We start from the raw sequence: 26,530 nt of genomic DNA on the forward strand, positions 1-26,530 counted from the left end.
ATCGTTCTTGAATGGCGCGGATTCTGCATTAAGTGCCCATTCGCCGGTTTTCCGTCACCGGCTTCTGGAGGATTAGGATGCGTAGTCTGGTTTTGTTGCTGGCGTCAGTGGCGCTGAGTGGCTGCATGACCGTCAGCGATATGGCCGAAGGCACCCGCTATCAGATGAGCGACGCCGGGCTGCTGGACCACAGTGATACCCGTCGTACCGCCTCGGTGCGCATACAGCCGGACTCCTTTGTGTTTATCGCCCAAGGCGCCTTTTTGCCGCCGGGCAGCGCCTATCCGCGACCCAACGTGGTGGCCGAAGAAGCCTTCAACGGCTTCGTCGAATATTTCCCGATGGTGCGCCGCGCTCGCAAGCCGGAAGGCCTCGAACAGGCCATGGCCGAAGCCCGTGCGGCGGGCGCTCACTACCTGCTGTATTGCCGCTTTGCGGCAGCCGATGACCGTATTGGCAATGCCGATGAGTGGACTGATCAGCAAGCGTTGGACCGTGTCGGCCTGGACAGCGGCGTAATCCAGATCATGTTGATCGAGACCAGCACCCAGTATTTGATTGATACTGCACGCATTCGCAGTCGTGGCGGTTTACTGACGTTCCACGACAACAAGCCAGAAGACTTGATCGCCCGCCCGCTGGCCCAATACGCCCGCGGCCTGTTGGGAATGGGTGATCAATAAAAATCCAGAGGAGAACCCTATGACCGATTCCGCCAAGGCCAATGATCTATTGGCCCAACTGCCCAAGGGCAAGGGGCCGGCGCCGGTACACCTGTGGAACCCGGATTTCTGCGGCAACATCGACATGCGCATCGCGCGTGACGGCACCTGGTTTTACCAGGGCACGCCGATCGGGCGTAAGCCGATGGTCAAGTTGTTCTCCAATATCATCCGCCGCGATGGCGATGAGTATTTCCTGGTCACTCCCGTGGAAAAGGTCGGTATCCGCGTCGATGATGCGCCGTTTGTCGCGGTGACGCTGGAAGTCGAAGGGCAGGGCGAAAGCCAGGTGCTGCGCTTCACCACTAACGTCGACGAGGACATTGAAGCGGGCCTTGAACACCCTTTGCGGGTGGTGATCGACCCGATCACCCAGGAACCCGCGCCTTACCTGCGAGTGCGCACCAACCTTGAAGCCTTGGTGCATCGCAACGTGTTTTACCAATTGGTCGAGTTGGCGGTCAGCCGTCCGATCAACGGTCAGAACTGGCTTGGCGTCTGGAGCGGCGGGGAGTTTTTCCGCATTGGCCTGGAGCCCTGAGGCGGAATTTTCATCACCCTGAAATAATTTTGCTTGCTGTGACCGGGCGCTTTCGGTTATCAATTTGTACATGATTAGACATGTCCGATTTGATAAGAAAAAACGCGTCGTCGACGAGCTTATCCGCCGTATCGAGGCTGGAGTGATGGCCGACGGTTTCCTGCTGCCGGGTGAGCATCAACTGGCCGAGGAGTTTGCGGTCAGCCGTGGCACATTGCGCGAAGCCCTGGCTGAGCTCAAACGGCGTAACTACATCGCCACGCAAAGCGGCGTCGGCTCCATCGTCACCTTTGACGGCATGGTGCTCGACCAACGCAGCGGTTGGGCACAGGCGCTGGCCGATACTGGCGCATTGGTCATTACCGATATCCTGCGCCTGGAAGCCGTGACACGGCCGGACCTGCTCAGCCGTTTTGGCAGCGACCAATTTATCGCCCTTGACCGCCGTCGGCGCACTCCCGATGGCACCGCCGTGTCCCTGGAACGTTCGCTGATGCCCGCCACCGGCGGCCTGGAAAGCCTGCCCCGTGTCGGCCTGATCGATAATTCACTCACCGTCACCCTGGCCGCTTACGGCTACGTGGGTGCCGAGGGCGATCAATGGATCGGTGCCGAGCCTCTCAGCGATGAAGACGCCGAGTTGCTCGGCCGCCCAGCCGGTACGGTGTTTCTCAAAGCCTCGCGCACCACCTACGACCGCCGCGAGCGTCTCATGGAGCATGTCGAAAGCTTGCTCGACCCTTTGCACTTTCGCCTGCACCTGCAGTTTGGAGCTTCGAAATGACCGCGCAAAATCGTGCCCTCGGTGCCTTCTACGGCCTGGCCCTGGGCGATGCATTGGGCATGCCCACCCAGTCGTTGAGCCGTGAGCAGGTGCAGCAGCGCTTCGGGGCCATCACCGCTCTGGAAGCGGCCGGCGCCGACCAACCCATCGCGCCGAACATGCCGGCCGGCTCCATCACCGATGACACCGAGCAGGCGATCCTGGTCGGTGAGTTGCTGGTGCAGGGGCAGGGCAAGATCGAACCCACGGTACTCGCCCAGCGCCTGATCGACTGGGAAGCGGCGATGCGCGCCAAAGGCTCCCAGGACTTGCTGGGGCCATCGACCAAACGCGCTATCGATATGATCCTCGCCGGCCACACCCCGGAAGAGTCCGGGCGTTACGGCACCACCAATGGCGCTGCGATGCGCATCACGCCGGTCGGCATTGCCGCCGACGTCAGCGACCCGGCGCAATTTATCCAGGCGGTGATCCAGGCCTGCCAGGTCACCCATAACACCAACCTGGGCATCTCCAGCGCGGCGGCGGTGGCGGCGGTGGTCTCGGCGGGTATCAACGGTGTGGATTTGGGTGAAGCGCTGAACATCGGCACCCAGCTCGCGCAGCAGGCCGAAGGCCATGGCCACTGGATTGCCGGCGGGCGGATTTCCACGCGCATCAGTTGGGCGCGCACCTTGAGCGTCGGCAGCGGTGACAAAGCCCTGTTTGCCGACCTGCTTTACGAACTGATCGGCACCTCCGTCGCCTCCCAGGAATCGGTAGTGGTGTCGTTTGCCCTCGCCCAGCAAGTGGCGGTGGGTGACATGAATGCCTTCGAGGCGCTGTGCCTGGCGGCCAGCCTTGGCGGCGACACCGACACCATCGCCGCAATGCTGGGCGCGATGTTGGGCGCGTGTCTGGGGATGCAGTGCTGGCCTGAAGCGATGATTGAGCAGGTCAAGCAGGTCAATGGCCTGGATTTGCAGGTGTTGGTTCAAGGCCTGCTCGAAATTCGATAAGCGCTGAAAATCAAAAAATTGTGGGAGCGGGCTTGCTCGCGAAAGCGGTGGATCAGTTAACTGATGTGCCACCTGACACACCGCTTTCGCGAGCAAGCCCGCTCCCACATTTGATTGTGCCGAGTCATGGAGACCGAGTAAGTAATTCTATTTGCACACCTGCCACAACCACAACAATACAGGCACCAGGAGCACCCCTCATGAGCAGCACTTCTTCCGGCCAAAGTGCCGGGCAATTGGAAACACGCGGCATCGAACCGGTCCCCGAAGGCGAGTGCAACGGCCACCCGCTGCAACTGTTCTGGGTGTGGTTCGCGGCTAACATCAGCATCCTTGGCTTGCCGCTGGGCGCGACCCTGGTGGCGTTCCGTGGCCTGGCGATCTGGCAGGCGATCATTGTGGCGATCCTCGGCGCCGCCGGCTCCTTTGCCGTAGTGGGCATCATCTCGATTGCCGGCCGTCGCGGCCGTGCGCCGAGCCTGACGCTGTCGCGCGCCATCTTCGGCGTGCGCGGCAATATCGGCCCCACGCTGGTCTCGCTGATGTCGCGGCTGGGCTGGGAAACCGTCAACACCACCACCGCCGCCTTTGTGCTGCTGTCGTTGTGTTCGATCCTGTTCGGCTCGCCGGTCGAAGCCAAAAGCGCGCCGGTACTCACGCTGATCTTTATCGCCATCTTCGTGCTGCTGACCCTGTCCGTATCCGGCCTCGGCCACGCCACCTTGCTGGTGATCCAGAAGTGGGCCACCTACGTGTTCGGCGCGCTTAACATTCTGGTCGGCGGCTTCCTCTGCGCCACCATCGACTGGAGCGCGGTGTTCAACGCCACCCCGGCGCCGCTGAGCGCCATGATCATCGGCGTCGGCACCATGGCGGCCGGTACCGGTATCGGCTGGGCCAACGCCGGTGCCGACATGTCGCGCTACCAGCACCGCAGCGTCAAGGCCGTGCGCCTGGTGGCGTCCGCCGCGTTTGGTGCGGGCATTCCGCTGGTGTTGTTGATCACCCTCGGCGGCCTGCTGTCGGTGGGCAACAACGACCTGGCGTCGGCCACCGACCCGATCATCGCGATCCGCGACATGCTGCCGACCTGGATGGCGGTGCCGTACTTGATCACCGCGTTCGGCGGGCTGCTGCTCTCCAACAATCTCTCGGTGTACTCGGCGGGCCTCACTACGCTGACGTTGGGCCTCAAGGTCAAGCGCGTGCACGCGGTGATCGTCGACATCGTGGCGATCTTCGCCGGTTCGATTTACTTCATGCTGATCGCCGACAGTTTCTACGGCCCTTTCATCACCTTCATCTCGCTGCTGGCCGTGCCGATCACCGCCTGGGTGGGGATCTTTGTGGTCGACCTGATTCACCGTCACTACTACAGCCCCAACGACCTGCTGGACGTAAGCCCGAGCAGTGCCTACTGGTATCGCGGCGGCGTGGAATGGCGTGCATTCGGTGCCTGGGCGGTGGCGATTGTGCTGGGTTTCAGCTTCACCACCATCGGCACCACCGCCGAAAACATCTGGTTCGCCGGGCCTTTGTCCGACTCTTGGCTTGGCCACAACGGCCTGGGCTGGATCGTCACCTTCGTGGTGGCCGGTGGGATTTATGCGGTACTGGGCGGCGCAGCTGACCGTCGCCCGGCTTTGGTAGAGCGCGCTAATGTCTAGATTGCTGCACACCGGCCAGGTCATCGTCGACCTGGTCATGGCCCTCGACACACTGCCTGCAACCGGCGGCGACGTGCTGGCGCAATCCGCCAGTTTCGAAGCCGGCGGCGGCTTTAACGTGATGGCTGCCGCCCGGCGCAATGGTTTGCCGGTGGTTTACCTCGGCCGCCATGGCAGCGGGCGCTTTGGCGACCTGGCGCGTGCCGCCATGCAGGCCGAAGGCGTAGAGATGGCCCAGGCGGCCAGTGCGGGCAAGGACACCGGTTTGTGTGTATCGCTGACCGAAGCCAGCACCGAACGCACCTTCATTTCGCACATCGGTGCTGAGGGTGACTTGAGTGCCGAGGACCTGGCAGGCGTGGTGCCGCGCGCAGACGATTATGTCTACGTCAGCGGCTACAGCCTGTTACTCGACGGCAAGGCCCAGGCGCTGCTCGATTGGTTGCTGGCGCTACCGCGTGAGATCAGCGTGGTGTTCGACCCGGGGCCATTGGTCAAGGCGCCGGATTCGGCATTGATGGTTGCCTTGCTGCCACGCATCGACATCTGGACCAGCAACGGCCCCGAAGCCCTGGCGTTTACCGGGGCCGGAACACTGGCCGAAGCGCTGCGCGAACTTAATCGGCACTTGCCGGCAGAAGCGCTTTTGGTGGTGCGTGACGGGCCGAATGGCTGCTGGGTGAGTCGCCACGGCAAGGCCGAGCATGTGCCGGGTTTCAAGGTGCAGGCGGTCGACAGCAACGGCGCGGGCGATGCCCATGCTGGGGTGTTTCTGGCCGGGTTGGCCGAGGGTTTGGAACCTGCAGTGGCAGCACGTCGGGCCAATGCGGCGGCGGCGCTGGCGGTCACGCGCTGGGGGCCGGCGACCTCGCCTGGCAGTGCCGAAGTCGACGCATTAGTCGCCGAATAAACACCTATCAAAATGTGGGAGCGGGCTTGCTCGCGAAAGCGGTGGATCAGTCACCTGACATGTCGACTGACACTGCGCATTCGCGAGCAAGCCCGCTCCCACACTTGATCTTCGTCTAGCTTAAACCGTGCCTTCACTTTCCAGCTTGCGCGCCTCATCAACTCCAGACGCGGTCAGCTTGATCGGCAGGTTCAACGAATATTCACCGGCGTCGTCGGTGGTCACATGCCCATCCTTGATAAACCCACGGTCTTGCAGAAACGCCAGAACACTGGCGACCTCTTTTTCGCCGCGGTAGTTATCCAGCACCTCCTTGCCCAAGCCGTTGGGGTGGGCGTGCAGCAGGCGGGTGAGGACTTCAATTTCAAGGTTTCTATCGACGTTCATGCGTACCTCTTCACTGGGAAATGATCGGGTGTCGGTGTGTCTATCGATGCATCAAGGCGCAGGTTGTTTCGGGGCGCCCGGGATGTTGTTGTCATCGCCTTTGTTGATTTTGGGTTCATTGTTAACGCCTGGGCCCATTTTGCCGTTGCCGACGGCAGCCGGTGCCTGGCGCTGGGTATCGGCGCCTTTGGTGCGTGGGTCTGCACCGGCACCGTTATCGATAATCGCGCCACCGTTGGTGTCCAGGCCAGTGCCCATCGAGTCCTGAGACTCTTGGGTCGCCGGGTTGGTCGGGCCGGTGGACGAAGTGGCGGCAACGGCGCTCAACGAAGCGGCGGACAGCAGGCCGGTGAGAGCGAGGGCAGCAAATTTGGAATTCTTCATGAGGGTGTCTCCATATGATTAATGTCCTTACCCTTTATTGGTCCGCCCTCATTTGCAGTTCGTGCCTTGATGGCGACGAACGGTCTTAACTCACCTGTAAGATTTTGTGTGCCGAGCGCTGGCGCCAGATCAACCGCGCCACCGTGATCAACCAGTTGAACAAGGCCACGCCCAGCACACTTGCCAGCAGCGTCGGCAAGCCGTAATCGACGATGAGCTTGCCCGCCAGCAGTGGAAAGCCGAACACCCCGATAAAGTACGCGAGGCTGAACAACAGCAATGCCTGGGACGTTGTGCCGTGCGGTGCCTCATTGGCCACCAGCCCATTGATCACCGAATACGTCAGGCCGTAACCCACGCCGAGCGTGGCGGCGGCCAACAGGTAACTGAGGTTGCCACTCACGCCAAACGCAAACAGCGCGATTGAGCCAAGCATGATTCCTGACAGCACACAGGCGGCCCAGTACGCATCACGCTTGACCACATAGCCCGCGATCAACAGGCGGCTGGTGATGGCGGCACTCAGGAAGCCAGCGAAGAACAGTGAATAGTCCAACCCACGCGCAGCGGCATAGCTGGTCTGAAACGATGACAGCCCGCCAAACACGCAGCCTCCCAGGCCGACCATCAAAATCGCAAAGGCGGCTTTGGATGACAGCACACGGCGGCTGGAAGCCCAGGATATCTTCGAGGTGGGCGCATTCGCGTGATGCTTGAGTTGTGCGCCCATTCGCCAGAACATCAGCACGCCAACAAGGCTGGCCAGGCCGGCGATATAGAAGGCCGATGTCAGGGGCAAATCCAGCGCGCCGGCGGCACGCCCGAGCAAAGGCCCGGCGCCGATCCCGCTCAACATGCTGCCCGACAGCAACGCAAAATATTTGGCCCGCTGCGCCGGTTCCACCAGTAGCGTCACGATGATCGGCCCCAAGGTGTAGAACACCCCCCAGCCCAACCCCAGCGACAGACCGAACAGCATCAACCCCAGACCAAACCCTGGCGTCAGGGCAAACCCCAGGCAAGCCACCAACAACAACACGCCCATGCCCGCAATCGCGCGCGCCGCACCCACGGCATCGGCCAAGTGGCCGCAGAACACTACTGCTACGAACGTACTGAGCATCGCCATGGAAATCACGCTGCCGGCGTCGTGTTCATTGCCGCCGCGAGCGTGAATCAGCAGTGACAGCAAAAACGTCGAGCCGTAAGACAACGACAACAAGAAGCTGGCGAGGCAGAACAGGGCGAACAGCCTGGTGTTTACGGCGGGTGTGGAGGGCATGGGGCAACCTGGAATTTATTAGCGTGAGTTATTGGCGTTATGCCCAACTGTTTACCATGCGCGCGTGCAGGGTTTGTTCTGTGGTTGCTGGCGCTTGCTTTACGCCCGGCCGGAGTAAACAAATTGCACTGCAATCAGTCATCAAAGCGCCTTAGTATGTGGCCTTTGAAATTGCCCAAGGCCCGCCCATGACCATCGAGATTCGCCCTGCCGTGCCCAGCGATGCTGCGCAGATCCTGACCTTCATCACCGAGCTTGCCGAATACGAAAAAGCCCGCCATGAAGTGATCGCCAGTGTGGCGGATATCGAGCGCAGCCTGTTCAGCGAGGGCGCCACCGCCCATGGCCTGATCTGTTCACGGGATGGCCTGCCGATTGGCTTTGCAGTGTTCTTTTTCAGTTATTCCACCTGGCTGGGCAGCAACTGCCTGTACCTCGAAGACCTCTACATCAACCCCGAGCAACGTGGCGGCGGGGCGGGCAAAAAGCTCTTGCGCCACTTGGCCAAGATCGCCTGCGATAACGGTTGCGGGCGTTTTGAATGGAGCGTGCTGGACTGGAACGAACCGGCGATTGCCTTCTACAAGTCCATCGGCGCGCAGCCGCAGGAGGAGTGGGTGCGCTATCGCATGGAAGGTAATGCACTGCGCGACTTTGCTCAGGGCTGAAAGCACTGAAGATCAACTGTGGGAGCCTGCTCCCACTTTTTTTGTGTTTGGTCTCACTATATGGGATGCAAATTTATATATTGAGATATTTCAAAAGATGGGTTTATAGTCGCCTGCATCAGCACTCACTACCAAAAATAAAACAGGTGAAGCGATGCAGCCCCAACCGTTGTCATTACCCGCTGTGCCCGAACCCACCTATGGCGAGCGGCTGAAAAACAAAGTGGTGATCATCACCGGTGCCGCCCAAGGCATTGGCGAGGCGATCGTCGCCTGCTTCCAGGCCCAGCAGGCACGGCTGGTAATTGCGGATATCCAGGCTGAGAAGGTCGAGCAAGTCGCCGCCCACTGGCGCGAACGCGGCGCTGAAATTGTTGCGCAGGCCGTCGATATCACCTCCAAAGAGCAATGGCAGGCGCTGGTCAATGTGGCCATCGAGCGCTTCGGTCGCGTGGATGTGTTGATCAACTGCGCGGGCGTCAACGTGTTCCGCGACCCGCTGCAGATGACCGACGAAGACTGGCGACGCTGCTTCGCCATCGACCTCGACGGCGCCTGGTTCGGCTGCCGCACCGTGCTCCCGCACATGATCGAGCAGGGCATCGGCAACATCATCAACATCGCCTCCACCCATTCCAGCCACATCATTCCCGGCTGCTTTCCCTATCCGGTGGCCAAGCATGGCCTGCTCGGCCTCACCCGTGCCCTGGGCATCGAATACGCGCCCAAAGGTATCCGCGTGAATGCCATCGCGCCGGGTTACATCGAAACCCAGCTCAACGTCGATTACTGGAACGGCTTCCCTGACCCGCATGCCGAGCGCCAGCGCGCCTTCGATTTGCACCCGCCCAAGCGCATCGGCCAACCGGTCGAGGTGGCGATGACGGCGCTGTTCCTGGCCACCGACGAGGCACCCTTTATCAATGCAACCTGCCTGATGATCGATGGCGGGCGATCTGTGATGTACCACGACTAACAACAATCAAGAGAGGTGGTTCATGTTCAAGAAGACCTTAGGCGCCGTGGCGCTGGCGATGGCCTTCAGCGGTTTTGCTGCGGCCGAAGAAGTGAAGATCGGCTTTCTGGTCAAGCAGGCCGAAGAACCCTGGTTCCAGACTGAATGGGCCTTTGCCGAAAAGGCCGGTAAGGACCAGGGCTTTACCGTGATCAAGATCGCCGTGCCCGATGGCGAGAAAACCCTATCGGCCATCGACACCCTCGCGGCCAACGGCGCCAAGGGTTTTGTCATCTGCCCGCCGGACGTGTCCCTCGGCCCGGCAATCATGGCCAAGGCCAAGCTCAACGGCTTGAAAGTGCTGGCCGTGGATGACCGCTTTGTGGATGCCAAGGGCAAGCCGATGGAAGACGTGCCTTATGTGGGCCTGGATGCCTACAAGATCGGCCAGAAGCAAGGCGAAGCCATGGCTGCCGAAGCCAGGCATCGCAACTGGGACTGGAAGGAAACCTACGCCGTCATCAACACCTTCGACGAGCTGGAAACCGGTAAAAAGCGCACCGACGGTTCGGTAGAAGGCCTCAAGGCCGCTGGCTTACCCGCTGATCACATCCTGTTCAGCGCACAGAAAACCCTCGACGTGCCAGGCAGCATGGACTCCACCAACTCGGCGCTGGTAAAGCTGCCGGGCACTGCAAAAAACCTGATCATCGGCGGCATGAACGACAGCACCGTGCTGGGCGGCGTGCGCGCCACCGAAAGCGCCGGCTTCAAGGCGGCCAACGTGATTGGCGTGGGCATCAATGGCACTGACGCGATTGAGGAGCTGAAGAAAACCGACACCGGTTTCTACGGCTCAATGCTGCTCAGCCCTGATGCGTCCGGCTACAAAACCGCCACGGCGATGTTCGAGTGGGTCACCAAAGGCACCGAGCCTGCCAAGTTCACCGCCCTGGATAACGTAACCCTGATCACCCGCGCCAACTTCAAGGAAGAGTTGAGCAAAATCGGTCTGTGGAAATGACCGGCGCAGCCTTGCGTTTCAACGGCATCGGCAAGGAGTTTCCTGGGGTCAAGGCCTTGGCGCAGATCAGCTTTGAGGCGCGGCCGCACTCGGTGCACGCGCTGATGGGCGAGAACGGCGCGGGCAAGTCCACGCTGCTCAAGATCCTCGGCGGTGCCTACACGCCGAGCAGCGGCACAGTGCAGATTGGCGAACAGGTCATGGCGTTCAAGAACGCCGCCGACAGCATCGCCAACGGCGTGGCGGTGATTCACCAGGAGCTGCATCTGGTGCCGGAAATGACCGTGGCCGAGAACCTGTTTCTCGGGCATTTGCCGTCGCGGTTTGGCGTGGTCAACGGCGGCCAGTTGCGCAAGCAAGCGTTGGCGTGTCTTAAAGGCCTGGCCGATGAAATTGACCCGCAAGAGAAGCTTGGGCGCTTGTCCCTGGGCCAGCGCCAACTGGTGGAAATCGCCAAGGCGTTGTCCCGTGGTGCCCATGTGATTGCCTTCGACGAACCTACCAGCAGCTTGTCGGCGCGGGAAATCGACCGCTTGATGGCGATCATCACGCGCCTGCGCGATGAGGGCAAAGTGGTGCTGTATGTGTCGCACCGCATGGAAGAGGTGTTCCGCATTTGTGACGCGGTAACGGTGTTCAAGGACGGCCGTTATGTGCGCACCTTTGAGGATATGGCCACGCTGACCCACGATCAGTTGGTGACCTGCATGGTCGGGCGCGATATCCAGGACATCTACGATTACCGCCCGCGCGAACGCGGCGAGGTGGCGCTCAAGGTCAACGGTTTGCTTGGGCCTGGCTTGCGTGAAGCGGTCAGCCTGCAAGTGCACAAGGGCGAGATTCTCGGCCTTTTCGGGCTGGTGGGCGCAGGGCGCACCGAGTTGTTTCGTTTGCTCAGTGGGCTGGAGCGCGCAACGGCCGGGCAGTTGGAATTGTTTGGGCAAACCCTGCCGTTACGGTCACCGCGCGATGCCATCGCCGCCGGTGTGCTGCTATGCCCGGAGGACCGCAAGAAGGAAGGCATCATCCCGCTGTCCAGCGTGGCCGAGAACATCAATATCAGCGCACGCGGCGCGCATTCCACTTTTGGCTGGCTGTTGCGTGAAGGCTGGGAGAAGGGCAACGCCGACAAGCAGATCAAGGCGATGAAGGTCAAGACGCCGAACGCCGAACAGAAAATCATGTACCTGTCCGGCGGCAATCAACAGAAGGCCATTCTCGGCCGCTGGCTGTCGATGCCGATGAAAGTGCTGCTGCTGGATGAGCCCACACGCGGCATCGATATCGGCGCCAAATCCGAGATCTACCAGATCATCCATAACCTCGCGGCCAGCGGCATTGCCGTGATTGTGGTGTCCAGCGACCTGATGGAAGTGATGGGCATCTCCGACCGCATCCTGGTGATGAGCGAAGGCGCGCTGACCGGCGAGTTGACCCGCGACCAGGCGGATGAAGCAAAGCTGTTGCAACTGGCTCTCCCGCGTTCGCGGGCTTGAAGAATTCGAGGGTGTAGGCATGTCACAGGTAAAAACTGCAAAGGGCTTCTGGCCGGGTTTCAACCAACGCAAATTTCTCGATGATTGGGTGATGCTGCTCGCAGCATTGAGCATCTTTGTGCTCAGCGCGCTGTTTATCGACAACTTCCTCTCGCCGCTGAATATGCGCGGGCTGGGCCTGGCGATTTCGACGGTGGGCATCGCTGCGTGCACCATGCTGTTCTGCCTGGCGTCGGGGCACTTCGACTTGTCCGTCGGCTCGGTGATCGCCTGTGCCGGTGTGGTCGCGGGCATCGTGATTCGCGACACCGACAGCGTGGTACTCGGCGTGTCCGCTGCGTTGGCCATGGGCCTGGTGGTGGGGCTGATCAACGGCATCGTCATCGCCAAGCTGCGCATCAACGCGTTGATCGCCACCTTGGCGACCATGCAGATCGTGCGTGGCCTGGCCTATATCTTCTCCAACGGTAAAGCCGTCGGTGTGATGGACGAACGCTTCTTCGTGTTTGGCAACGGCCAACTGATGGGCGTACCGGTGCCGATCATCATCACCGTGTTGTGCTTTGTGTTCTTCGGCTGGCTGCTCAATTACACCACCTATGGGCGCAACACCATGGCCATTGGTGGCAACCAGGAAGCGGCGTTGCTGGCCGGGGTGAATGTCGACCGCACCAAGATCATCATCTTTGCCGTGCACGGCTTGATCGGCGCACTGGCCGGGGTGATCCTCGCCTCGCGCATGACCTCGGGCCAGCCGATGATCGGCCAGGGCTTCGAGCTGACGGTAATCTCGGCCTGCGTGCTGGGCGGTGTGTCGTTGAGCGGCGGTATCGGCATGATTCGCCATGTGATCGCCGGGGTGTTGATTCTGGCGATTATCGAGAACGCGATGAACCTGAAGAACATCGATACGTTTTACCAGTATGTGATTCGGGGTTCGATCCTGCTCTTGGCGGTCATCATCGACCGCATGAAGCAACGCTGAACTCTTGCCCTTTGAAGATCCAAATGTGGGAGCTGGCTTGCCTGCGATAGCGGTATATCAGCCAACAAATACTTAGCTGACCCACCGCCATCGCAGGCAAGCCAGCTCCCACAATGGATCTCCTCTGTTCAGCAGGGCTGCATTTGCCATAATGGCGCCGTTTTCGTACTTCCCAATAGGCCCGATATGCAGGAAAACGCCCACATCCCCGTCAAAGACGCCGCCCCCACCGGCACCCAGACCCTGCTGCGTGGCCTGGGCGTGGTGCAAGCGGTGGCGGCGGGTGCGCGCGACTTGAAAGAGATCGCCAAGCGCATCGGCACCACCCGCAGCACTACCCACCGGCTGGCCAGCTGCCTGGTGGAGGAGCGTTACCTGCGTGTGGTGCCGCAAGTCGGTTACCTGCTGGGGCCGAAGCTGATCGAGCTGGGCTTTCAGGCCCGCGACGAACTGCCATTGGTGACCCTGGCCGTGCCGTACCTGGATGAACTGTCGGCGCTCACCGGCGACACCATCCACTTGGCGATTCGCGAATACGACGACGTGCTCTACCTGCACAAGAACCCCGGTCGCTACGGCCCGGAAATGCGCTCGCGAGTCGGCCATCGCATGCCGTTGGCGCGCACCGGTGTGGGCAAGGCAATGTTGCTGGATGACTCGGTGCAGGAGTGGCAGCGCCTGTATGAAGCCAGCCTGCCCGCCGAGGGCAAGAGCCAGCAATGGCCGTTGCACCCGGAGCAATCCTGGGCGCAGTTCGAGCAGCGCATGCGTGAATACGTGGTGGGCGGCTATGCGTTTGACCTGGAAGACAACGAACCGTCGATCCGTTGTGTGGCGGCACCGGTGCGCGATGCCAGCCGGCGAATCGTCGCCGGCATCAGCATCGCCAGTACCGTGCCCTACATGCCGCTGGAGAAGATGGCCGAGCTGATCCCTGTGATCAAACAGGTCGCAGCGCGGCTGTCAGCGGAGTTGGGCGCGAAGGCCTGATCAAGCCTTCAAGGTCGCCATGTCGATGACAAAGCGGTATTTCACATCGCCGGCGATCATGCGGGTGTAAGCCTCGTTGATCTGGCGGATGTCGAGCATCTCGATATCGCAGGTGATGTTGTGCTCGGCGCAGAAGTCCAGCACTTCCTGGGTTTCGGCAATGCCGCCGATCAAGGAGCCGGCCAGCACTTTACGGCCCAGCACCAGCTTGGCGGCGTTTACCGGCGGGTCGACCGGTTCGATCAAACCGACCAGGATATGCACGCCGTCAAAGCGCAGCACGTCGAGGTAGGGGTTCAGGTCGTGCTGCACCGGAATGGTGTCCAGCAGGAAGTCAAAGCTGCCGGCGGCGGCTTTCATCTGCTCGGCATCGGTGGACACGATCACGTGGTCGGCGCCCTGGCGACGGCCTTCTTCAGCCTTGCTCGCGGAGCGGGTGAACAGCGTAACTTCTGCACCCATGGCCTTGGCGAACTTGATGCCCATGTGGCCCAGGCCGCCCATGCCCAGCACGCCGACTTTGTCGCCAGCCTTGACGCCGTAGTGCTTGAGCGGCGAGTAGGTGGTGATGCCTGCGCACAGAATCGGCGCGGCGCTGGCCAGGTCGAGCTTGGCCGGGATCTTCACCACAAAGTGTTCGCTGACCACGATGCTGTCGGAGTAGCCGCCCATGGTGTTGCTGCCATCGACCCGGTCCGGGGTGGCGTAGGTCATGGTCGGGCCTTCGAGGCAGTATTGCTCCAGGTCCGCATGGCAAGCGTCGCAGTGGCGGCACGAATCGACCATGCAACCCACGCCCACCAGGTCGCCGACTTTGTGCGCAGTCACGCTGGCGCCGACGGCGGTGACTTTGCCGACGATCTCGTGGCCCGGCATCAGCGGGTACACGGCGATGCCCCACTCGTTACGCGCCTGGTGGATGTCGGAGTGGCACACGCCGCAGTACAGAATCTCGATGGCCACATCGTCGGCGCGCGGGCTGCGGCGTTCGAACGACATGGGGGCGAGGGGGGTGGTGGCCGACTGGGCGGCATAACCGATGGCGGTGTACATGGTGAAAACCTCGCAAAAGCAGTGACAGGTAAGGCGGGCCATTCTCCGCGCCGCCCCCTGGCGCGGCCATGGCGATTGCTCCGAACCTCATGCCTATTCGTCCGGGAGTGCCCGGTGTTTGGATCCATGTGGCGCCAGACCTGCGATGATGGTCTCATCCCTTTTTTACGAAGTTTTTTGCCATGTTGTTGACCCGCCATCTTGATGCCAACGCCACGCTGGTTGCCCTGATTGAGGACCTCACGCCCTGCGACGGTTTCTCCCCGACGCACCTGCCCGGCGTGAAGGTTTTGCGCGCCAGTTGCGACGTGGCACGCGGCCCGCAGATCTACGAGCCGAGCCTGATGTTTGTGGCCCAAGGCAGCAAAGTCGCCTATTTGGGCCCGCGCACACTGGAGTACGGCGCCGGGCACTACCTGATCCAGGCGATGCCGGTGCCGTTCGAATGCGAGACCTTTGCCATGGCGCCCGACGCGCCGCTGTACGGGGTCACCGTGGGTATTGACCGCGTGGTACTCGGCGAACTGGTCATGGCCATGGGCATGCAGGCAGGGCCGCCGCCCACGGCGCAGACGTTGGAATCGATGAGCTCGGTGATGCTCGATGATGCAATGCGCGGCAGCGTCGAACGGCTTTTGCAGTGCCTGCACGATCCGCTGGAAAGCCGGATCATGGGCCCGGCGCGGGTTAGAGAAGTGTTGTTTACCGCGTTACGCGGGCCACAGGCGGATGTGCTGCGTGCACTGGTGGAGCAACAGGGGCAGTTTTCGCGCATCGCTACCTCGTTGCATCACCTGCATGCCCATTACGCCGAGCCGCTGAACATCGAGACATTGGCCGGTTATGCGCATATGAGTGCGTCGACCTTTCATGAGCACTTCAAGCGTTGCACGCTGTTGTCGCCGTTGCAGTATTTGAAGCGCTTGCGGTTGTTGAAGGCGCAGCAGTTGCTGCTGGTGGAAGGCTTGGGCGTGGCGCAGGCGGCGCACAACGTGGGGTACCAGAGTACGTCGCAGTTCAGTCGGGAATATAAGCGCTACTTTTTGCGTAACCCTGGTGAAGAGCGTGCGGCATAGTTTTTTCAGGCAACACACAATCTAAATGTGGGAGCTGTGCCGGGCATAAAAAAGGCTCCCGCCTGGGAGCCTTTTTTGTTCAAGCAGCCGCCTTACATATTCGGGTAAGTCGGCCCACCCGCGCCTTCCGGTGTCACCCACGTAATGTTCTGCGAAGGGTCCTTGATGTCACAGGTCTTGCAGTGCACGCAGTTCTGGGCGTTGATCTGGAAGCGCTTCTCACCGTCTTCCTTGGTGATCACTTCATACACGCCGGCCGGGCAGTAGCGCTGCGCCGGTTCATCGTAGAGCGGCAGGTTGGTGCCGATCGGGATGCTCGGGTCTTTGAGCTTCAAGTGGCACGGCTGCTCTTCTTCGTGGTTGGTACCGGAGATGAACACCGAGCTCAGCTTGTCGAAGCTCAACTTGCCGTCGGGTTTGGGGTAATCGATCTTCTTGCTGTCCTTGGCGAGCTTCAGGCAGGCATAGTCCGGCTTGGTGTCGTGCAAGGTGAACGGCATTTTGCCGCCGAGGATGTTCTGGTCAAACCAGTTGAAGCCGGCGCCGATGATCGGGCCGAACTTGTGCATCGCCGGGCCGAAGTTGCGGCTGGCGAAGAGCTCTTCATAGAGCCAGCTGGATTTGAAGCTATCGACGTAGGCGGTCAGTTCATCAAAGCCTTCGGATTCGGCGAACAGGCGGTCGGCCACGGCGTCGGCAGCGAGCATGCCGGACTTCATGGCGGTGTGGCTGCCTTTGATCTTGGCGAAGTTCAAGGTGCCCAGATCGCAACCGATCAGCGCGCCGCCCTTGAAGACCATCTTCGGCAGCGAGTTCAGGCCGCCTTTGCAGATGGCGCGCGCGCCGTAGCTGATGCGCTTGCCGCCTTCCAGGTACTGGGCCAGCACCGGGTGGTGCTTGAGGCGCTGGAACTCATCGAACGGCGACAGGAAGGTGTTGCTGTAGGACAGGTCGACGATCAGGCCGACGACCACCTGGTTGTTTTCCAGGTGATAGAGGAACGAGCCGCCGGTGTTTTCGGAACTCATGATGTCCAGCGGCCAACCGGCGGTGTGTACCACCAGGCCTGGCTGGTGCTTGGCCGGGTCGATTTCCCAGATTTCCTTGAGGCCGATGCCGTAGTGCTGGGCGTCGGCGTCGCTGTCCAGGTTGAAGCGCTGGATCAGCTGCTTGCCGATGTGGCCACGGCAGCCTTCGGCGAACAGCGTGTACTTGCCACGCAGCTCCATGCCTGGGGTGTACACGCCTTCTTTGGGATTGCCTTCGCGGTCGACGCCGAGGTCACCGGTGATGATCCCGCGCACCACGCCGTTCTCGTCGAACAGCGCTTCCTGGGCGGCGAAGCCTGGGTAGACTTCCACGCCCAGGTTTTCGGCCTGCTGGGCCAGCCAGCGGCACAGGTTGCCCAGGGAGATGATGTAGTTGCCTTCGTTGTGCATGGTCTTGGGCACAAAGAAGTCCGGCACCTTGGTGGAGGCGTCGGCGCTGCGCAGTACATAGATGTCGTCACGCACCACCGGGGTGTTGAGCGGGGCACCGAGCTCTTTCCAGTCCGGGAACAGTTCGTTCAGGGCGCGTGGTTCGAACACGGCACCGGAGAGGATGTGGGCGCCGACTTCGGAGCCTTTCTCGACCACGCAGACGCTGATTTCTTTACCGGCTTCGGCGGCCTTCTGCTTCAGTCGGCAGGCGGCAGACAGGCCTGCCGGGCCAGCGCCGACGATGACCACGTCGAATTCCATGTATTCGCGTTCCACAGGCTATCTCCTACTCAAGGCTCAACAGGCTTTTTTTTCTAATGGGTGGAGGTTCGGTATCGTCTCGCAGCAACGGCAAGACCCACCTTTCTCTCTAGGTGGCGCATTATATCTACACCACCGGCAGCGTCCAATACAAACGTTTGTTTGAATTGCTCGCAGGCTAGGTAAATCAAAGCAACGCGGCTTATGACTGGCTATTTTGGCGTATTGACCAGAATAGGCGTTCCGGTCAATATACGGTCGGTTTTGCGCTTACCGTAGGCAGACTGCAGGTTTCAAGAGCACGTCCAAAAGCAAGACAGGTGACGCGCGCCCAAACGATGGCGCGCAGTTTACACGCTGCGATAAAGAATGACCTCTCAGTCACCCCTGACGAACGGTCATCATTTCCCGTGAGCAAGGTCGCCGCCTGCGTTTTTGGAGGTGCCCTTGTGTGCCGATGAGCATCAACCGCCAGGTTCGCCTAGGCGACTTTCTTTTCACCGGAGAGTAACGAGGAATCCATGAAGGTTCTTGTAGCTGTCAAACGCGTTGTCGATTACAACGTGAAAGTTCGCGTCAAGGCGGACAATTCCGGCGTCGACCTTGCTAACGTCAAAATGTCGATGAACCCTTTCTGCGAAATCGCTGTGGAAGAAGCTGTACGCCTGAAAGAGAAAGGCGTGGCGACTGAAATCGTGGTGGTTTCCATCGGCCCGACCACTGCTCAAGAGCAGTTGCGTACCGCCCTGGCCCTGGGCGCCGACCGCGCCATCCTGGTTGAGTCGGCTGAAGACCTGACCTCCCTGGCCGTTGCCAAGTTGCTCAAAGCCGTTGTCGACAAGGAACAGCCTCAACTGGTGATCCTCGGCAAACAAGCCATCGACAGCGACAACAACCAGACTGGCCAGATGCTGGCTGCGCTGACCGGTTACGGCCAGGGCACCTTCGCTTCCAAAGTCGAAGTGAGCGGCGACAGCGTCGCTGTGACCCGTGAAATCGACGGCGGCGCACAGACCGTTTCGTTGAAACTGCCGGCCATCGTCACCACCGACCTGCGTTTGAACGAGCCGCGCTACGCGTCCCTGCCAAACATCATGAAAGCCAAGAAGAAGCCGCTTGAGTCGGTTACTCCAGAAGCTTTGGGCGTTTCCACCGCCTCTACCAACAAGACCGTCAAGGTTGAAGCACCGGCTGCACGCAGCGCGGGCATCAAGGTCAAGTCGGTGGCTGAACTGGTCGAGAAACTGAAAAACGAAGCGAAGGTGATCTGATCATGGCTATCCTCGTAATCGCCGAACACGACAACAAGGTGCTGGCTCCGGCTACCCTGAACACTGTGGCCGCTGCCGCTAAAATCGGTGGCGACATTCACGTGCTGGTAGCAGGTCAGGGCGCTGGCGCCGTGGCTGAAGCCGCTGCGAAAATCGCGGGCGTGAGCAAAGTCCTGAACGCTGACAATGCTGCTTACGCGCATCAGTTGCCGGAAAACGTTGCCCCGCTCATTGCTGAGCTGGGCGCTGGCTACAGCCACATCCTGGCTGCCGCTACCTCCAACGGCAAAAACATCCTGCCACGCGTTGCCGCGCAGCTGGACGTTGACCAGATCTCCGAGATCATCTCGGTAGAAAGCGCTGACACCTTCAAGCGCCCGATCTACGCCGGTAATGCCATCGCCACCGTACAGTCCAACGCTTCGGTCAAAGTCATCACCGTGCGTGCCACCGGTTTCGACCCGGTTGCCGCTGAAGGTGGTTCCGCTACTGTTGAAGCCGTTTCCGCTGCCCACGACGCTGGCACTTCCAGCTTTGTTGGCGAAGAGCTGGCCAAGTCGGATCGCCCTGAGCTGACCGCTGCCAAAATCGTCGTTTCCGGCGGGCGTGGCATGCAGAACGGTGACAACTTCAAGCACCTGTACGCCCTGGCCGACAAGCTGGGCGCTGCGGTCGGCGCTTCCCGCGCGGCCGTCGACGCAGGTTTCGTACCCAACGACATGCAGGTCGGCCAGACCGGCAAAATCGTTGCGCCACAGCTGTACATCGCCGTCGGTATCTCCGGCGCGATCCAGCACTTGGCCGGTATGAAAGACTCCAAAGTGATCGTTGCGATCAACAAGGACGAAGAAGCGCCGATCTTCCAGGTAGCTGATTACGGCCTGGTTGCGGACTTGTTCGAAGCCGTACCCGAGTTGGAGAAGCTGGTCTAATCCAGTCGCTTCACTTATAAAGAGCCCGGTCATGTGACCGGGCTTTTTTTTGCCCGGCTTTTTTGAATATCGGAGAAACCGCCATGGATCTGCGTCCCGTATTGCTGGCACTGACACTTGGATTGGCGCTACTGCCAAGCCTGGCGCTGGCCGCCGGCAAGTGTGAGCGCTTGGTGATTACCGGCAGCCCGGACGCGCCACCTTTGCTCTGGCGTGACCCCCAAGACCCGACACACCTGATCGGCGCCACCGCCGATGTGCTGCAACAAGTCGGCAAGGACCTCGGCGTTAAAATCGACCTGCTCTACGGCGGCAAACGCTCCCTGGCCCTGGATGAAGTGCGCAGCGGGCGCATGGACATCCTCGCCGATGCGCCGCTGAACCTTGGCGAGTTGGAAACCCTCGACTATATCCACCCGGCGCTGGTGCAGATCGACTACCTGGTGTGGACGCGCAAGGATTCGCCGCTGGTCTACGCCACCGCCGATGACTTGCACGGGCATAAAGGCGCGGTCTCCGAACGCGCTCGTTTGAGTGCCGGTTTCGCCACCTTCGCCGGTCAACAGCTGAGCCTGCAACGCCTGCCCAGCCTGACGCCGGCGTTCCAGAAACTGCTGCTGGGGGAAGTCGATTACGTGTTGGCCGGGCGTTACTCGGGCATGGCCATGGCCCAGACGCTGGGCATGAGCAATGACCTGATCGCCCGCGAAATTCCTATCGACCAGCCCGGCCTGTACCTGGCGATTTTCCACAACTCCGCCTGCAACGATCCGTGGCTGCGCGGACAGCTGGCGAAAAAGATGACAGAATTACCCGCGTCCGGTGTCGCGCAAGCCGCCTTGCAGCGCAACCTCGAACGCTGGAAAGCGCAATTGCAGCAACCCGTCGGCACCCCAGCAAAGTAAGGATTTTCAGTGACTCTTCGACCTCTTTTCGCGGCCCTCGCCGTTGTCGCTCTGGCGGGATGTGCAGCTGATCCTGCGCCGAATGAACAAATACGCCTCACCCAGCAAGCCTTGGAACAGGCCAATGCCGTGGGCGCCAGCACCGATGAATCGCCTGAACTGAAACTGGCCGAAGACAAGTTCGCCAAAGCCCGGGCCGACATGGCCGACCAATCCTACAAAGATGCGCGCATGCAGGCCGAACAGGCCGAGCTGGACGCGCGCCTCGCTGAAGCACGGGTATTGACGCGCAAAAGCCAGGAGCAACTGAACGTGCTCAACACCCGCATCGCCCGACTACGCAAACAATTGCAGCTGGGAGAAGCCCAATGAGCCCGCTGATCCGTGGTTTGAGTGGTGTGTTGCTGCTGGGCAGCGTGGCGTTGGGCGGTTGCGTCAGCCATCCCAACAGCGAGCAGGCGCTGCAACAAGCCGGCAGCGACTTCCAGAAGGTCAAGGAAGACGCGAATGTGCTGCGCTTTGCGCCCAAAGACGTGATTCGCGCCGGCGAATCCCTGGCACGCGCTGATCGCTTGTCCAGCTACTGGGGCAGCGGCCCCGATGTGGTGCACTACGCTTACCTGAGCCAGCGCTACAGCGAGATCGCCCGCGAACACACCGAGCAGGGGCTTAATGCCGAGCGCGGCACCAAGCTGGAACTGGAGCGCCAACGCCTGCAACTGGCCCTGCGTGAAAGCAAATTGGCCAGCGTGCAGCAGCAGGGCAAGTGGCTCGAAGAGCAAATCGCCAGCCTGACCACCACCCAGACCAATCGCGGCCTGGTCATGACGTTGGGCGATGTGTTGTTCGACACCGGTGACGCCGAGCTGCAAAACTCGGCCAACCGCACCGTGCTGAAGATCGTGCAGTTCCTGCAGTTGAACCCCAAGCGCGTGGTGCGCATCGAGGGTTATACCGACAACACCGGTGGCGAGCAGGAAAACCTTAAGCTGTCGCGCGACCGTGCGCAATCGGTGGCTGATGTGCTGATGGACCTGGGGATCGACGAAAAACGTATCCAAGTTGAAGGGTATGGCGACCAGTACCCAGTCGAGGCCAACGCCTCCGAGCGCGGCCGTGCTCAGAACCGTCGGGTGGAAATTGTGTTCTCCGACGAAAAAGGCCAGCTGGGCGCCGCTCGATAATAACGCCTGACGCAGATCAAAATGTGGGAGCGGGCTTGCTCGCGAATACGGTGGGTCATCCAGCACATGCATTGGCTGACACACCGCATTCGCGAGCAAGCCCGCTCCCACTTTTTTGTCCGGCGTACACCCCTACAGTTTTCTCTATCACTGCCGCCCGCGCTCGACTATTGTGGCAACTGTCCCCGTACACTTCTAAACTGTGCCGGTATGTTTCACACAAAAATAAAATACCCGTGAAATCGAGTGCTGCGTCATGACCAATCTGTTGCTTTACCAACGTATCGCCCAGCAACTGGCTGAGGACATCCGGCGCGGTGTCTATCAACCCGGCGAGCGCGTGCCCTCGGTGCGCAAGATGAGCTCACAGCTCAACGTCAGCCACGCCACGGTGTTGCAGGCGTATGCGAACCTGGAAGACCAGGGGCTGATCCGCGCGCGGCCGCAGTCGGGCTATTACGTGCACCAGACGCCCGCGCTCACGGCGCCGACGCCGGATATCGCCCGGGTTGAGCGCCCGGGGTTGGTCACCCGCAGCAGCATCATTCAGCAGGTATTGGTCGAGTCGCGTCGCGAAGGGGTATTTCCGCTGGGCGCTGCCGTGCCGAGTGTCGATTACTTGCCGGTGCGCGCGTTGCACCAGCAACTGGCCAAGGTCACGCGCTTCCAGAGCCCACGGGCCTTCAGCTACATGTTCAGCCCAGGTTTTGAACCGCTGCGCCGCCAAGTGGCGATTCGCATGCGCGACGCCGGCGTGGTGGTAGACCCATCCGAAGTGGTGATCACCCACGGCTGTGTTGATGCGTTGCAGATGTCGTTGCGCGTGCTGACGCGCCCAGGCGACTTGATCGCCGCCGAGTCGCCGACCTATTACGGCTTGCTGCAACTGGCCGACCTGCTGGGCCTGAAGGTCATCGAGATCCCCAGCGACCCGGCGACGGGCATGAGCCTTGAGGCGCTGCAACTGGCGGCCAACCAATGGTCGATCAAGGCCTTGGTGCTGACCACGCGCCTGAGCAATCCATTGGGCGCGACCATGCCTGAGGAGCGGCAGAAACAGTTGCTGCGCCTGGCCTCGGATTTCGATATCCAGATTGTCGAGGACGATATCTACGGCGAGCTGATGTTCGAGCTGGGCCGCACCAAGGCGCTCAAAGCCTATGACCGCCTGGACCGGGTGATCTACTGCTCAAGTTTCTCCAAGACCCTGTCGCCCGGCGTGCGCATCGGCTGGATGATTGCCGGCAAGTACCAGCAGGAAATCCAGCGGTTGCAGATGTTCAGCACCCACTCAGCGTGCAGCGTGACGCAGATGGGCGTGGCGGCGTACCTTGAGAACGGTGGCTATGACCGGCACCTGCGCTACATCCGCCAGGAATACCGCAAGAACCTCAGCGCCTTCCAGCTGGCGGTGCAGCAGTATTTCCCCGAAGGCACACAGATGACCCGCCCGACCGGCGGCTTTATCCTGTGGGTCAGTTTGCCCGGCAGGGTCAATACCCAGGAACTGCACGTGCGGGCGCTGCAGCAGGGCATCAGCATCGCACCGGGCGTGATCTTCAGTAATACGGAACAGTTTAATCACTGTATTCGCCTTAACTGCGGCACGCCGTGGAACCGCGAGGCAGAGCGTGCGCTGATGACACTGGGGATGTTGGCCAGCCAGTTGTGCCAGGAAACCGCAGCCGGTTTTTGATCCTGAACTGAGGCGCGTAAAGGGGACAATGACGTTGACGGGCTGATCACCAGGCTTGTCATGCCGCGCTCAACAAGCGAGCATATGGCCCTCTGCCGTTAATGCTGTAGGCAATATGACCTCTATTTTTCGCGCTGTTGTGGTGATTGGCCTGTTAAGCCTGTGTAACGTCGGCACCGTCCTGGCGGCAGCCCCCGTGACTGAGAGCAAGCCCGCAGCCAGTACCGAGCAGAAGACTCCCGCGAAGAAACCGGCGCCGGCTAAAAAAGCCCCGGCGGCCAAGAAAAAGCCCGCAGTCGTGAAAAAACGTGCGCCGGTGGCAAGCAAATCCAAATCTGCCCACGAAGTGGCGCAGACCAAACTGCCACCGGCACAGTTGGACCTGTCCCTGCCCACCGAAATGGTCAGGCACTTGCAACCCCTCGGCACCATGCCTAAACCCAAGAGTGTGCCGCTGTTGCCGCCGATGTTTGCGGAAAAACCCACCGACAACAGCGCGTTCCAGATCAATGGCCGGCTGCTGAGCAACCAGATGCAGTTGCAACTGCGCAACGAAGAGCGCCGCGATATTGAAGGCGCTGCGCTGGATTTCGAATTCAAGCAATAAAATTGCGCGCTTAAGTGACGCACGCCCTCGACCATCTGTCGCAGACTGGTCGGTCACTTTTGTTTTGTGCGAAAAACCCCTGTTAGACCATTTTAAAACGGCTGTTTAAGGGCGTACTCTAGCCCGGCCATCTACATTGAGTCGTCGAGGACCTGCTGGTCATGAAATGCCGTGAAGGCTGTGGCGCATGCTGCATTGCCCCCTCCATCAGTTCACCGTTACCGGGAATGCCCCATGGCAAACCTGCGGGAGAACGTTGCCTGCACCTGTCGGTCGAACAGCTATGCCAGCTGTTCGGGCAACCGGAGCGGCCGGCGGTGTGCAGTGATTTCAAGGCTGACCTTGAGGTATGCGGCAACGATCAGGCCGATGCGATCCGCTTGATCGGCTGGTGGGAGCAGATGACGGCGGCTTGATGGGCTTTACTTTCGGAACATCAACAATAAGGAATACAACAATGGGTTCGCTGAAACGAATGGCTGTGTTGTGCGGTTTTACGGTGTTGTTTGCTGCCACTGCCCAGGCTGAAGATTGGCAAGTCGCCAAGGATGAAGACGGTATCAAAGTGTCCTTGAGCGAAATCGCCGGCTCCAAGTACAAGGCTTATCGCGGTGTCACCCTGATCAAAGCGCCAGTCGCCAAGATCCAGGCCCTGCAGGAAGACGTGGCTGGCGCCTGCGCCTGGATCCACGAATGCAAATCGCAAAAACTGCTCAAGACCGAAGGTGACAAGAGCTGGACCTACACCCAGTTCAAGGCGCCGTTCCCGGTGACCGACCGCGACTCGATCCTGGAGATCACCACCTCCAAGGCCGCCGACGGCACCGTGACCCGCAAACTGCTGGAAGTGCCGACCTACCAGCCTGAAGTCAAAGGTTACGTGCGTGTAGCCCAGGTAGACGGCTACTGGAAACTGGTGCCAAAGGGCGATAACCAGACCGAAGTCACCTACCAGGTGCACACCGAACCAGGCGGCAGCGTGCCCTCGTGGCTGGCCAACAAGTTCGTGGTAGACGCGCCGTTTAACACCTTGAAAGCCTTGAAAGAACACGCTGAAAAATAAGCGCAGTTGATCCGGTGCCCCGGGCCTTGAGTGGAACGTTTGCCGACCGCTCAAGGTCCAGATAGATGTGAGCCCACACATGGGCTTTATCGAGGAGGCACCGATGCAAACGTGGCAAATTACTTTCGTTGATGATCACGGCGAAACGTCCGTTGAGCAGTTCACTTGCGAACAAAAGCCCAGCCTCGAAGATGCGGCGCACATGATCCGCAACAAGCTGGTGCCCATAGCCGCCGAACTTGACCTCAATGACCTGGAGGGCCGCAAGCCCGAGCCTACGGTCAAAATCCTTAAAGATCAGAACAGCATCCAGATCCTCGACATCTCGCCCGCCGCCTGAACATTCCCTGTAGGACTACGAAACCCCTCTGGTGGAGGTGATAGCTTCGCGCTACTCTGCAATCGAGATCAGCGAATGAATCGCTAAGGTCTGGTCTTGTCAGCTACATGCTTGTTTTCCAGCGGTGTTGTATTTGCCGTAGCTCCCGCGCCAGTAAGGCGCGGGCTTCGGGAAGCACGGAAAGTCTATCCATCGGTTTGAGGAGGACGTTTCATGAGCACAGCCTATCAAGAAGACATCAGCACCAACGTACTGCGCCGGATGAAAGAAGGCGGGTTCGACTTCTCACGGTTTCACCCCATCGAGTTCTACGCCATTTTCCCGGATGAGGAACGTGCGCGCAGGGCTGCGGGTCGCTTTCGTGGGGAATCCCTGAATGCCCAGGTCAGCGCGCGCGATGACGGCGCCTGGTACCTGGAACTGAGCAAAATCATGTTCGCAACCTACGACGGCATAGGAGACTTCGAGCAAGACTTTGAAGCGGTGGTGGAACCGCTGGGCGGCATCATCGAAGGATGGGGCGTCAAGCAGGAGGTGCGTGGGTTACCCATGTAGTGCAATTTTTATGAGTAAAGCAGCGTATCGGCTGACCTTCGGGTCGGCCGATTTTGTGTGTGCTGTATGAAATCTGCTAACCGTGCACCTTACTTTTCTTGCACCAAAAAAAAGCCACCCAAACAGGGTGGCCCAAAGGGAAGAGCGGTTGGCTGAAGCTGTAGGACGCATCCTGTTCAGCCGATGGACGTGATTATCCGCAAGCGTGGGCGGGCAGTGAAATCAACTCTGACTATGCTGTTGATAGTCAAAACCCGCATTACGATGAAGCGCGGGGCGTGACGGCGGGCATTCTGTGCACCAGGAAGGTGCG

Annotated in this window: 29 protein-coding genes; 24 read left to right on the forward strand and 5 right to left on the reverse strand. The window is 60.4% G+C overall.

From position 1 onward, the window contains the following. Window positions 1–77: 77 nt before the first annotated feature. The 6 genes from FFI16_RS04070 to FFI16_RS04100 all read left to right on the forward strand — a co-directional run bounded on the left by FFI16_RS04070 (window position 78) and on the right by FFI16_RS04100 (window position 5,622). Window positions 78–683 carry a DUF4823 domain-containing protein gene (locus tag FFI16_RS04070; protein WP_138814243.1) on the forward strand — a complete coding sequence of 202 codons (606 nt, stop codon included), beginning with the start codon at window positions 78–80 and terminating at the stop codon, window positions 681–683. Window positions 684–702: 19 nt separating this feature from the next. Further along, complete coding sequence (locus FFI16_RS04075) at window positions 703–1,263, forward strand: DUF1285 domain-containing protein (protein WP_138814244.1); 561 nt, start codon at window positions 703–705, stop codon at window positions 1,261–1,263. Window positions 1,264–1,333: 70 nt separating this feature from the next. Next, window positions 1,334–2,047, forward strand: a complete 714-nt coding sequence (locus FFI16_RS04080) for a GntR family transcriptional regulator (RefSeq protein ID WP_138814245.1) — start codon at window positions 1,334–1,336, stop codon at window positions 2,045–2,047. Then, window positions 2,044–3,045 (forward strand): ADP-ribosylglycohydrolase family protein, encoded by a 1,002-nt coding sequence (locus tag FFI16_RS04085; protein ID WP_138814246.1) that lies wholly within the window; start codon window positions 2,044–2,046, stop codon window positions 3,043–3,045. Before FFI16_RS04080 ends, FFI16_RS04085 begins: the two co-directional genes overlap by 4 nt. 200 nt (window positions 3,046–3,245) lie before the next feature. Further along, a complete protein-coding gene (locus FFI16_RS04095; protein WP_138814247.1) occupies window positions 3,246–4,712 on the forward strand; it encodes a cytosine permease in 1,467 nt (488 codons plus the stop codon). Continuing rightward, complete coding sequence (locus FFI16_RS04100; protein WP_138814248.1) at window positions 4,705–5,622, forward strand: PfkB family carbohydrate kinase; 918 nt, start codon at window positions 4,705–4,707, stop codon at window positions 5,620–5,622. The genes FFI16_RS04095 and FFI16_RS04100 overlap by 8 nt, the downstream gene beginning before the upstream one ends. A 120-nt stretch (window positions 5,623–5,742) precedes the next feature. Here the strand turns inward: FFI16_RS04100 and FFI16_RS04105 are convergent, their stop codons facing one another. From FFI16_RS04105 to FFI16_RS04115, 3 genes are all read right to left on the reverse strand, one after another. Further along, on the reverse strand, window positions 5,743–6,009 hold the full coding sequence (locus FFI16_RS04105) for a hypothetical protein (protein ID WP_138814249.1): 267 nt from the start codon (window positions 6,007–6,009) through the stop codon (window positions 5,743–5,745). A gap of 51 nt (window positions 6,010–6,060) precedes the next feature. Beyond that, window positions 6,061–6,393 carry a hypothetical protein gene (locus FFI16_RS04110; RefSeq protein WP_138814250.1) on the reverse strand — a complete coding sequence of 111 codons (333 nt, stop codon included), beginning with the start codon at window positions 6,391–6,393 and terminating at the stop codon, window positions 6,061–6,063. Between the two features lie 85 nt (window positions 6,394–6,478). Then, entirely contained in the window at window positions 6,479–7,675 is a 1,197-nt protein-coding gene (locus tag FFI16_RS04115) for an MFS transporter (protein WP_138814251.1), read from the reverse strand. Between the two features lie 188 nt (window positions 7,676–7,863). Between FFI16_RS04115 and FFI16_RS04120 the strand changes: the two genes are divergently transcribed. From FFI16_RS04120 to FFI16_RS04145, 6 genes are all read left to right on the forward strand, one after another. Next, window positions 7,864–8,343, forward strand: a complete 480-nt coding sequence (locus FFI16_RS04120; protein WP_138815356.1) for a GNAT family N-acetyltransferase — start codon at window positions 7,864–7,866, stop codon at window positions 8,341–8,343. 154 nt (window positions 8,344–8,497) lie between these two features. Then, the gene (locus FFI16_RS04125; protein WP_138814252.1) at window positions 8,498–9,319 is read left to right on the forward strand and encodes an SDR family oxidoreductase; all 822 of its coding nucleotides are present in this window, start codon (window positions 8,498–8,500) and stop codon (window positions 9,317–9,319) included. Window positions 9,320–9,341: 22 nt separating this feature from the next. Next, window positions 9,342–10,322, forward strand: a complete 981-nt coding sequence (locus FFI16_RS04130; protein WP_138814253.1) for a substrate-binding domain-containing protein — start codon at window positions 9,342–9,344, stop codon at window positions 10,320–10,322. Beyond that, window positions 10,319–11,818, forward strand: a complete 1,500-nt coding sequence (araG, locus tag FFI16_RS04135) for an L-arabinose ABC transporter ATP-binding protein AraG (protein WP_138814254.1) — start codon at window positions 10,319–10,321, stop codon at window positions 11,816–11,818. The genes FFI16_RS04130 and araG overlap by 4 nt, the downstream gene beginning before the upstream one ends. 19 nt (window positions 11,819–11,837) lie before the next feature. After that, window positions 11,838–12,803, forward strand: a complete 966-nt coding sequence (gene araH / locus FFI16_RS04140; protein WP_017138344.1) for an L-arabinose ABC transporter permease AraH — start codon at window positions 11,838–11,840, stop codon at window positions 12,801–12,803. A 186-nt stretch (window positions 12,804–12,989) separates the two neighbouring features. After that, window positions 12,990–13,793, forward strand: coding sequence for an IclR family transcriptional regulator (locus tag FFI16_RS04145; protein ID WP_056861620.1), 804 nt, complete (start codon window positions 12,990–12,992; stop codon window positions 13,791–13,793). On the opposite strand, the gene FFI16_RS04150 is transcribed toward FFI16_RS04145, so the two are convergent. Further along, a complete protein-coding gene (locus tag FFI16_RS04150) occupies window positions 13,794–14,846 on the reverse strand; it encodes an NAD(P)-dependent alcohol dehydrogenase (protein WP_017138342.1) in 1,053 nt (350 codons plus the stop codon). It abuts the gene before it with no gap. 182 nt (window positions 14,847–15,028) lie between these two features. On the opposite strand from FFI16_RS04150, the gene FFI16_RS04155 reads away from it, so the two are divergent. Next, entirely contained in the window at window positions 15,029–15,922 is an 894-nt protein-coding gene (locus FFI16_RS04155) for an AraC family transcriptional regulator (RefSeq protein WP_138814255.1), read from the forward strand. A gap of 92 nt (window positions 15,923–16,014) precedes the next feature. Here the strand turns inward: FFI16_RS04155 and FFI16_RS04160 are convergent, their stop codons facing one another. Further along, window positions 16,015–17,679 carry an electron transfer flavoprotein-ubiquinone oxidoreductase gene (locus FFI16_RS04160; RefSeq protein WP_138814256.1) on the reverse strand — a complete coding sequence of 555 codons (1,665 nt, stop codon included), beginning with the start codon at window positions 17,677–17,679 and terminating at the stop codon, window positions 16,015–16,017. A gap of 506 nt (window positions 17,680–18,185) precedes the next feature. Here FFI16_RS04160 and FFI16_RS04165 point away from each other — a divergent pair. The 11 genes from FFI16_RS04165 (at window position 18,186) to FFI16_RS04220 (ending at window position 26,217) form a co-directional block, all read left to right on the forward strand. Next, the gene (locus FFI16_RS04165; protein WP_017138339.1) at window positions 18,186–18,935 is read left to right on the forward strand and encodes an electron transfer flavoprotein subunit beta/FixA family protein; all 750 of its coding nucleotides are present in this window, start codon (window positions 18,186–18,188) and stop codon (window positions 18,933–18,935) included. A 2-nt stretch (window positions 18,936–18,937) separates the two neighbouring features. Next, on the forward strand, window positions 18,938–19,867 hold the full coding sequence (locus FFI16_RS04170; RefSeq protein ID WP_138814257.1) for an electron transfer flavoprotein subunit alpha/FixB family protein: 930 nt from the start codon (window positions 18,938–18,940) through the stop codon (window positions 19,865–19,867). Window positions 19,868–19,950: 83 nt separating this feature from the next. Then, the gene (locus tag FFI16_RS04175; protein ID WP_138814258.1) at window positions 19,951–20,772 is read left to right on the forward strand and encodes an ABC transporter substrate-binding protein; all 822 of its coding nucleotides are present in this window, start codon (window positions 19,951–19,953) and stop codon (window positions 20,770–20,772) included. 9 nt (window positions 20,773–20,781) lie between these two features. Further along, a complete protein-coding gene (locus tag FFI16_RS04180) occupies window positions 20,782–21,144 on the forward strand; it encodes a DUF4398 domain-containing protein (protein WP_017138337.1) in 363 nt (120 codons plus the stop codon). Next, a complete protein-coding gene (locus tag FFI16_RS04185) occupies window positions 21,141–21,956 on the forward strand; it encodes an OmpA family protein (RefSeq protein ID WP_056861615.1) in 816 nt (271 codons plus the stop codon). The genes FFI16_RS04180 and FFI16_RS04185 overlap by 4 nt, the downstream gene beginning before the upstream one ends. Window positions 21,957–22,212: 256 nt before the next feature. Further along, window positions 22,213–23,652 (forward strand): PLP-dependent aminotransferase family protein, encoded by a 1,440-nt coding sequence (locus FFI16_RS04195; protein ID WP_017138335.1) that lies wholly within the window; start codon window positions 22,213–22,215, stop codon window positions 23,650–23,652. 115 nt (window positions 23,653–23,767) lie between these two features. Next, on the forward strand, window positions 23,768–24,259 hold the full coding sequence (locus FFI16_RS04200) for a translation initiation factor 2 (RefSeq protein WP_138814260.1): 492 nt from the start codon (window positions 23,768–23,770) through the stop codon (window positions 24,257–24,259). 161 nt (window positions 24,260–24,420) lie between these two features. After that, a complete protein-coding gene (locus tag FFI16_RS04205; protein WP_138814261.1) occupies window positions 24,421–24,675 on the forward strand; it encodes a YkgJ family cysteine cluster protein in 255 nt (84 codons plus the stop codon). Window positions 24,676–24,716: 41 nt separating this feature from the next. Then, window positions 24,717–25,322, forward strand: a complete 606-nt coding sequence (locus FFI16_RS04210) for an START domain-containing protein (RefSeq protein WP_138814262.1) — start codon at window positions 24,717–24,719, stop codon at window positions 25,320–25,322. Window positions 25,323–25,425: 103 nt separating this feature from the next. Continuing rightward, on the forward strand, window positions 25,426–25,662 hold the full coding sequence (locus FFI16_RS04215) for a hypothetical protein (RefSeq protein ID WP_138814263.1): 237 nt from the start codon (window positions 25,426–25,428) through the stop codon (window positions 25,660–25,662). A gap of 213 nt (window positions 25,663–25,875) precedes the next feature. Next, window positions 25,876–26,217, forward strand: coding sequence for a ribonuclease E inhibitor RraB (locus tag FFI16_RS04220; protein WP_003193463.1), 342 nt, complete (start codon window positions 25,876–25,878; stop codon window positions 26,215–26,217). Window positions 26,218–26,530: the final 313 nt, after the last annotated feature.

The sequence above is a fragment of the Pseudomonas sp. KBS0710 genome (genome assembly GCF_005938045.2).
Taxonomy (GTDB): domain Bacteria; phylum Pseudomonadota; class Gammaproteobacteria; order Pseudomonadales; family Pseudomonadaceae; genus Aquipseudomonas.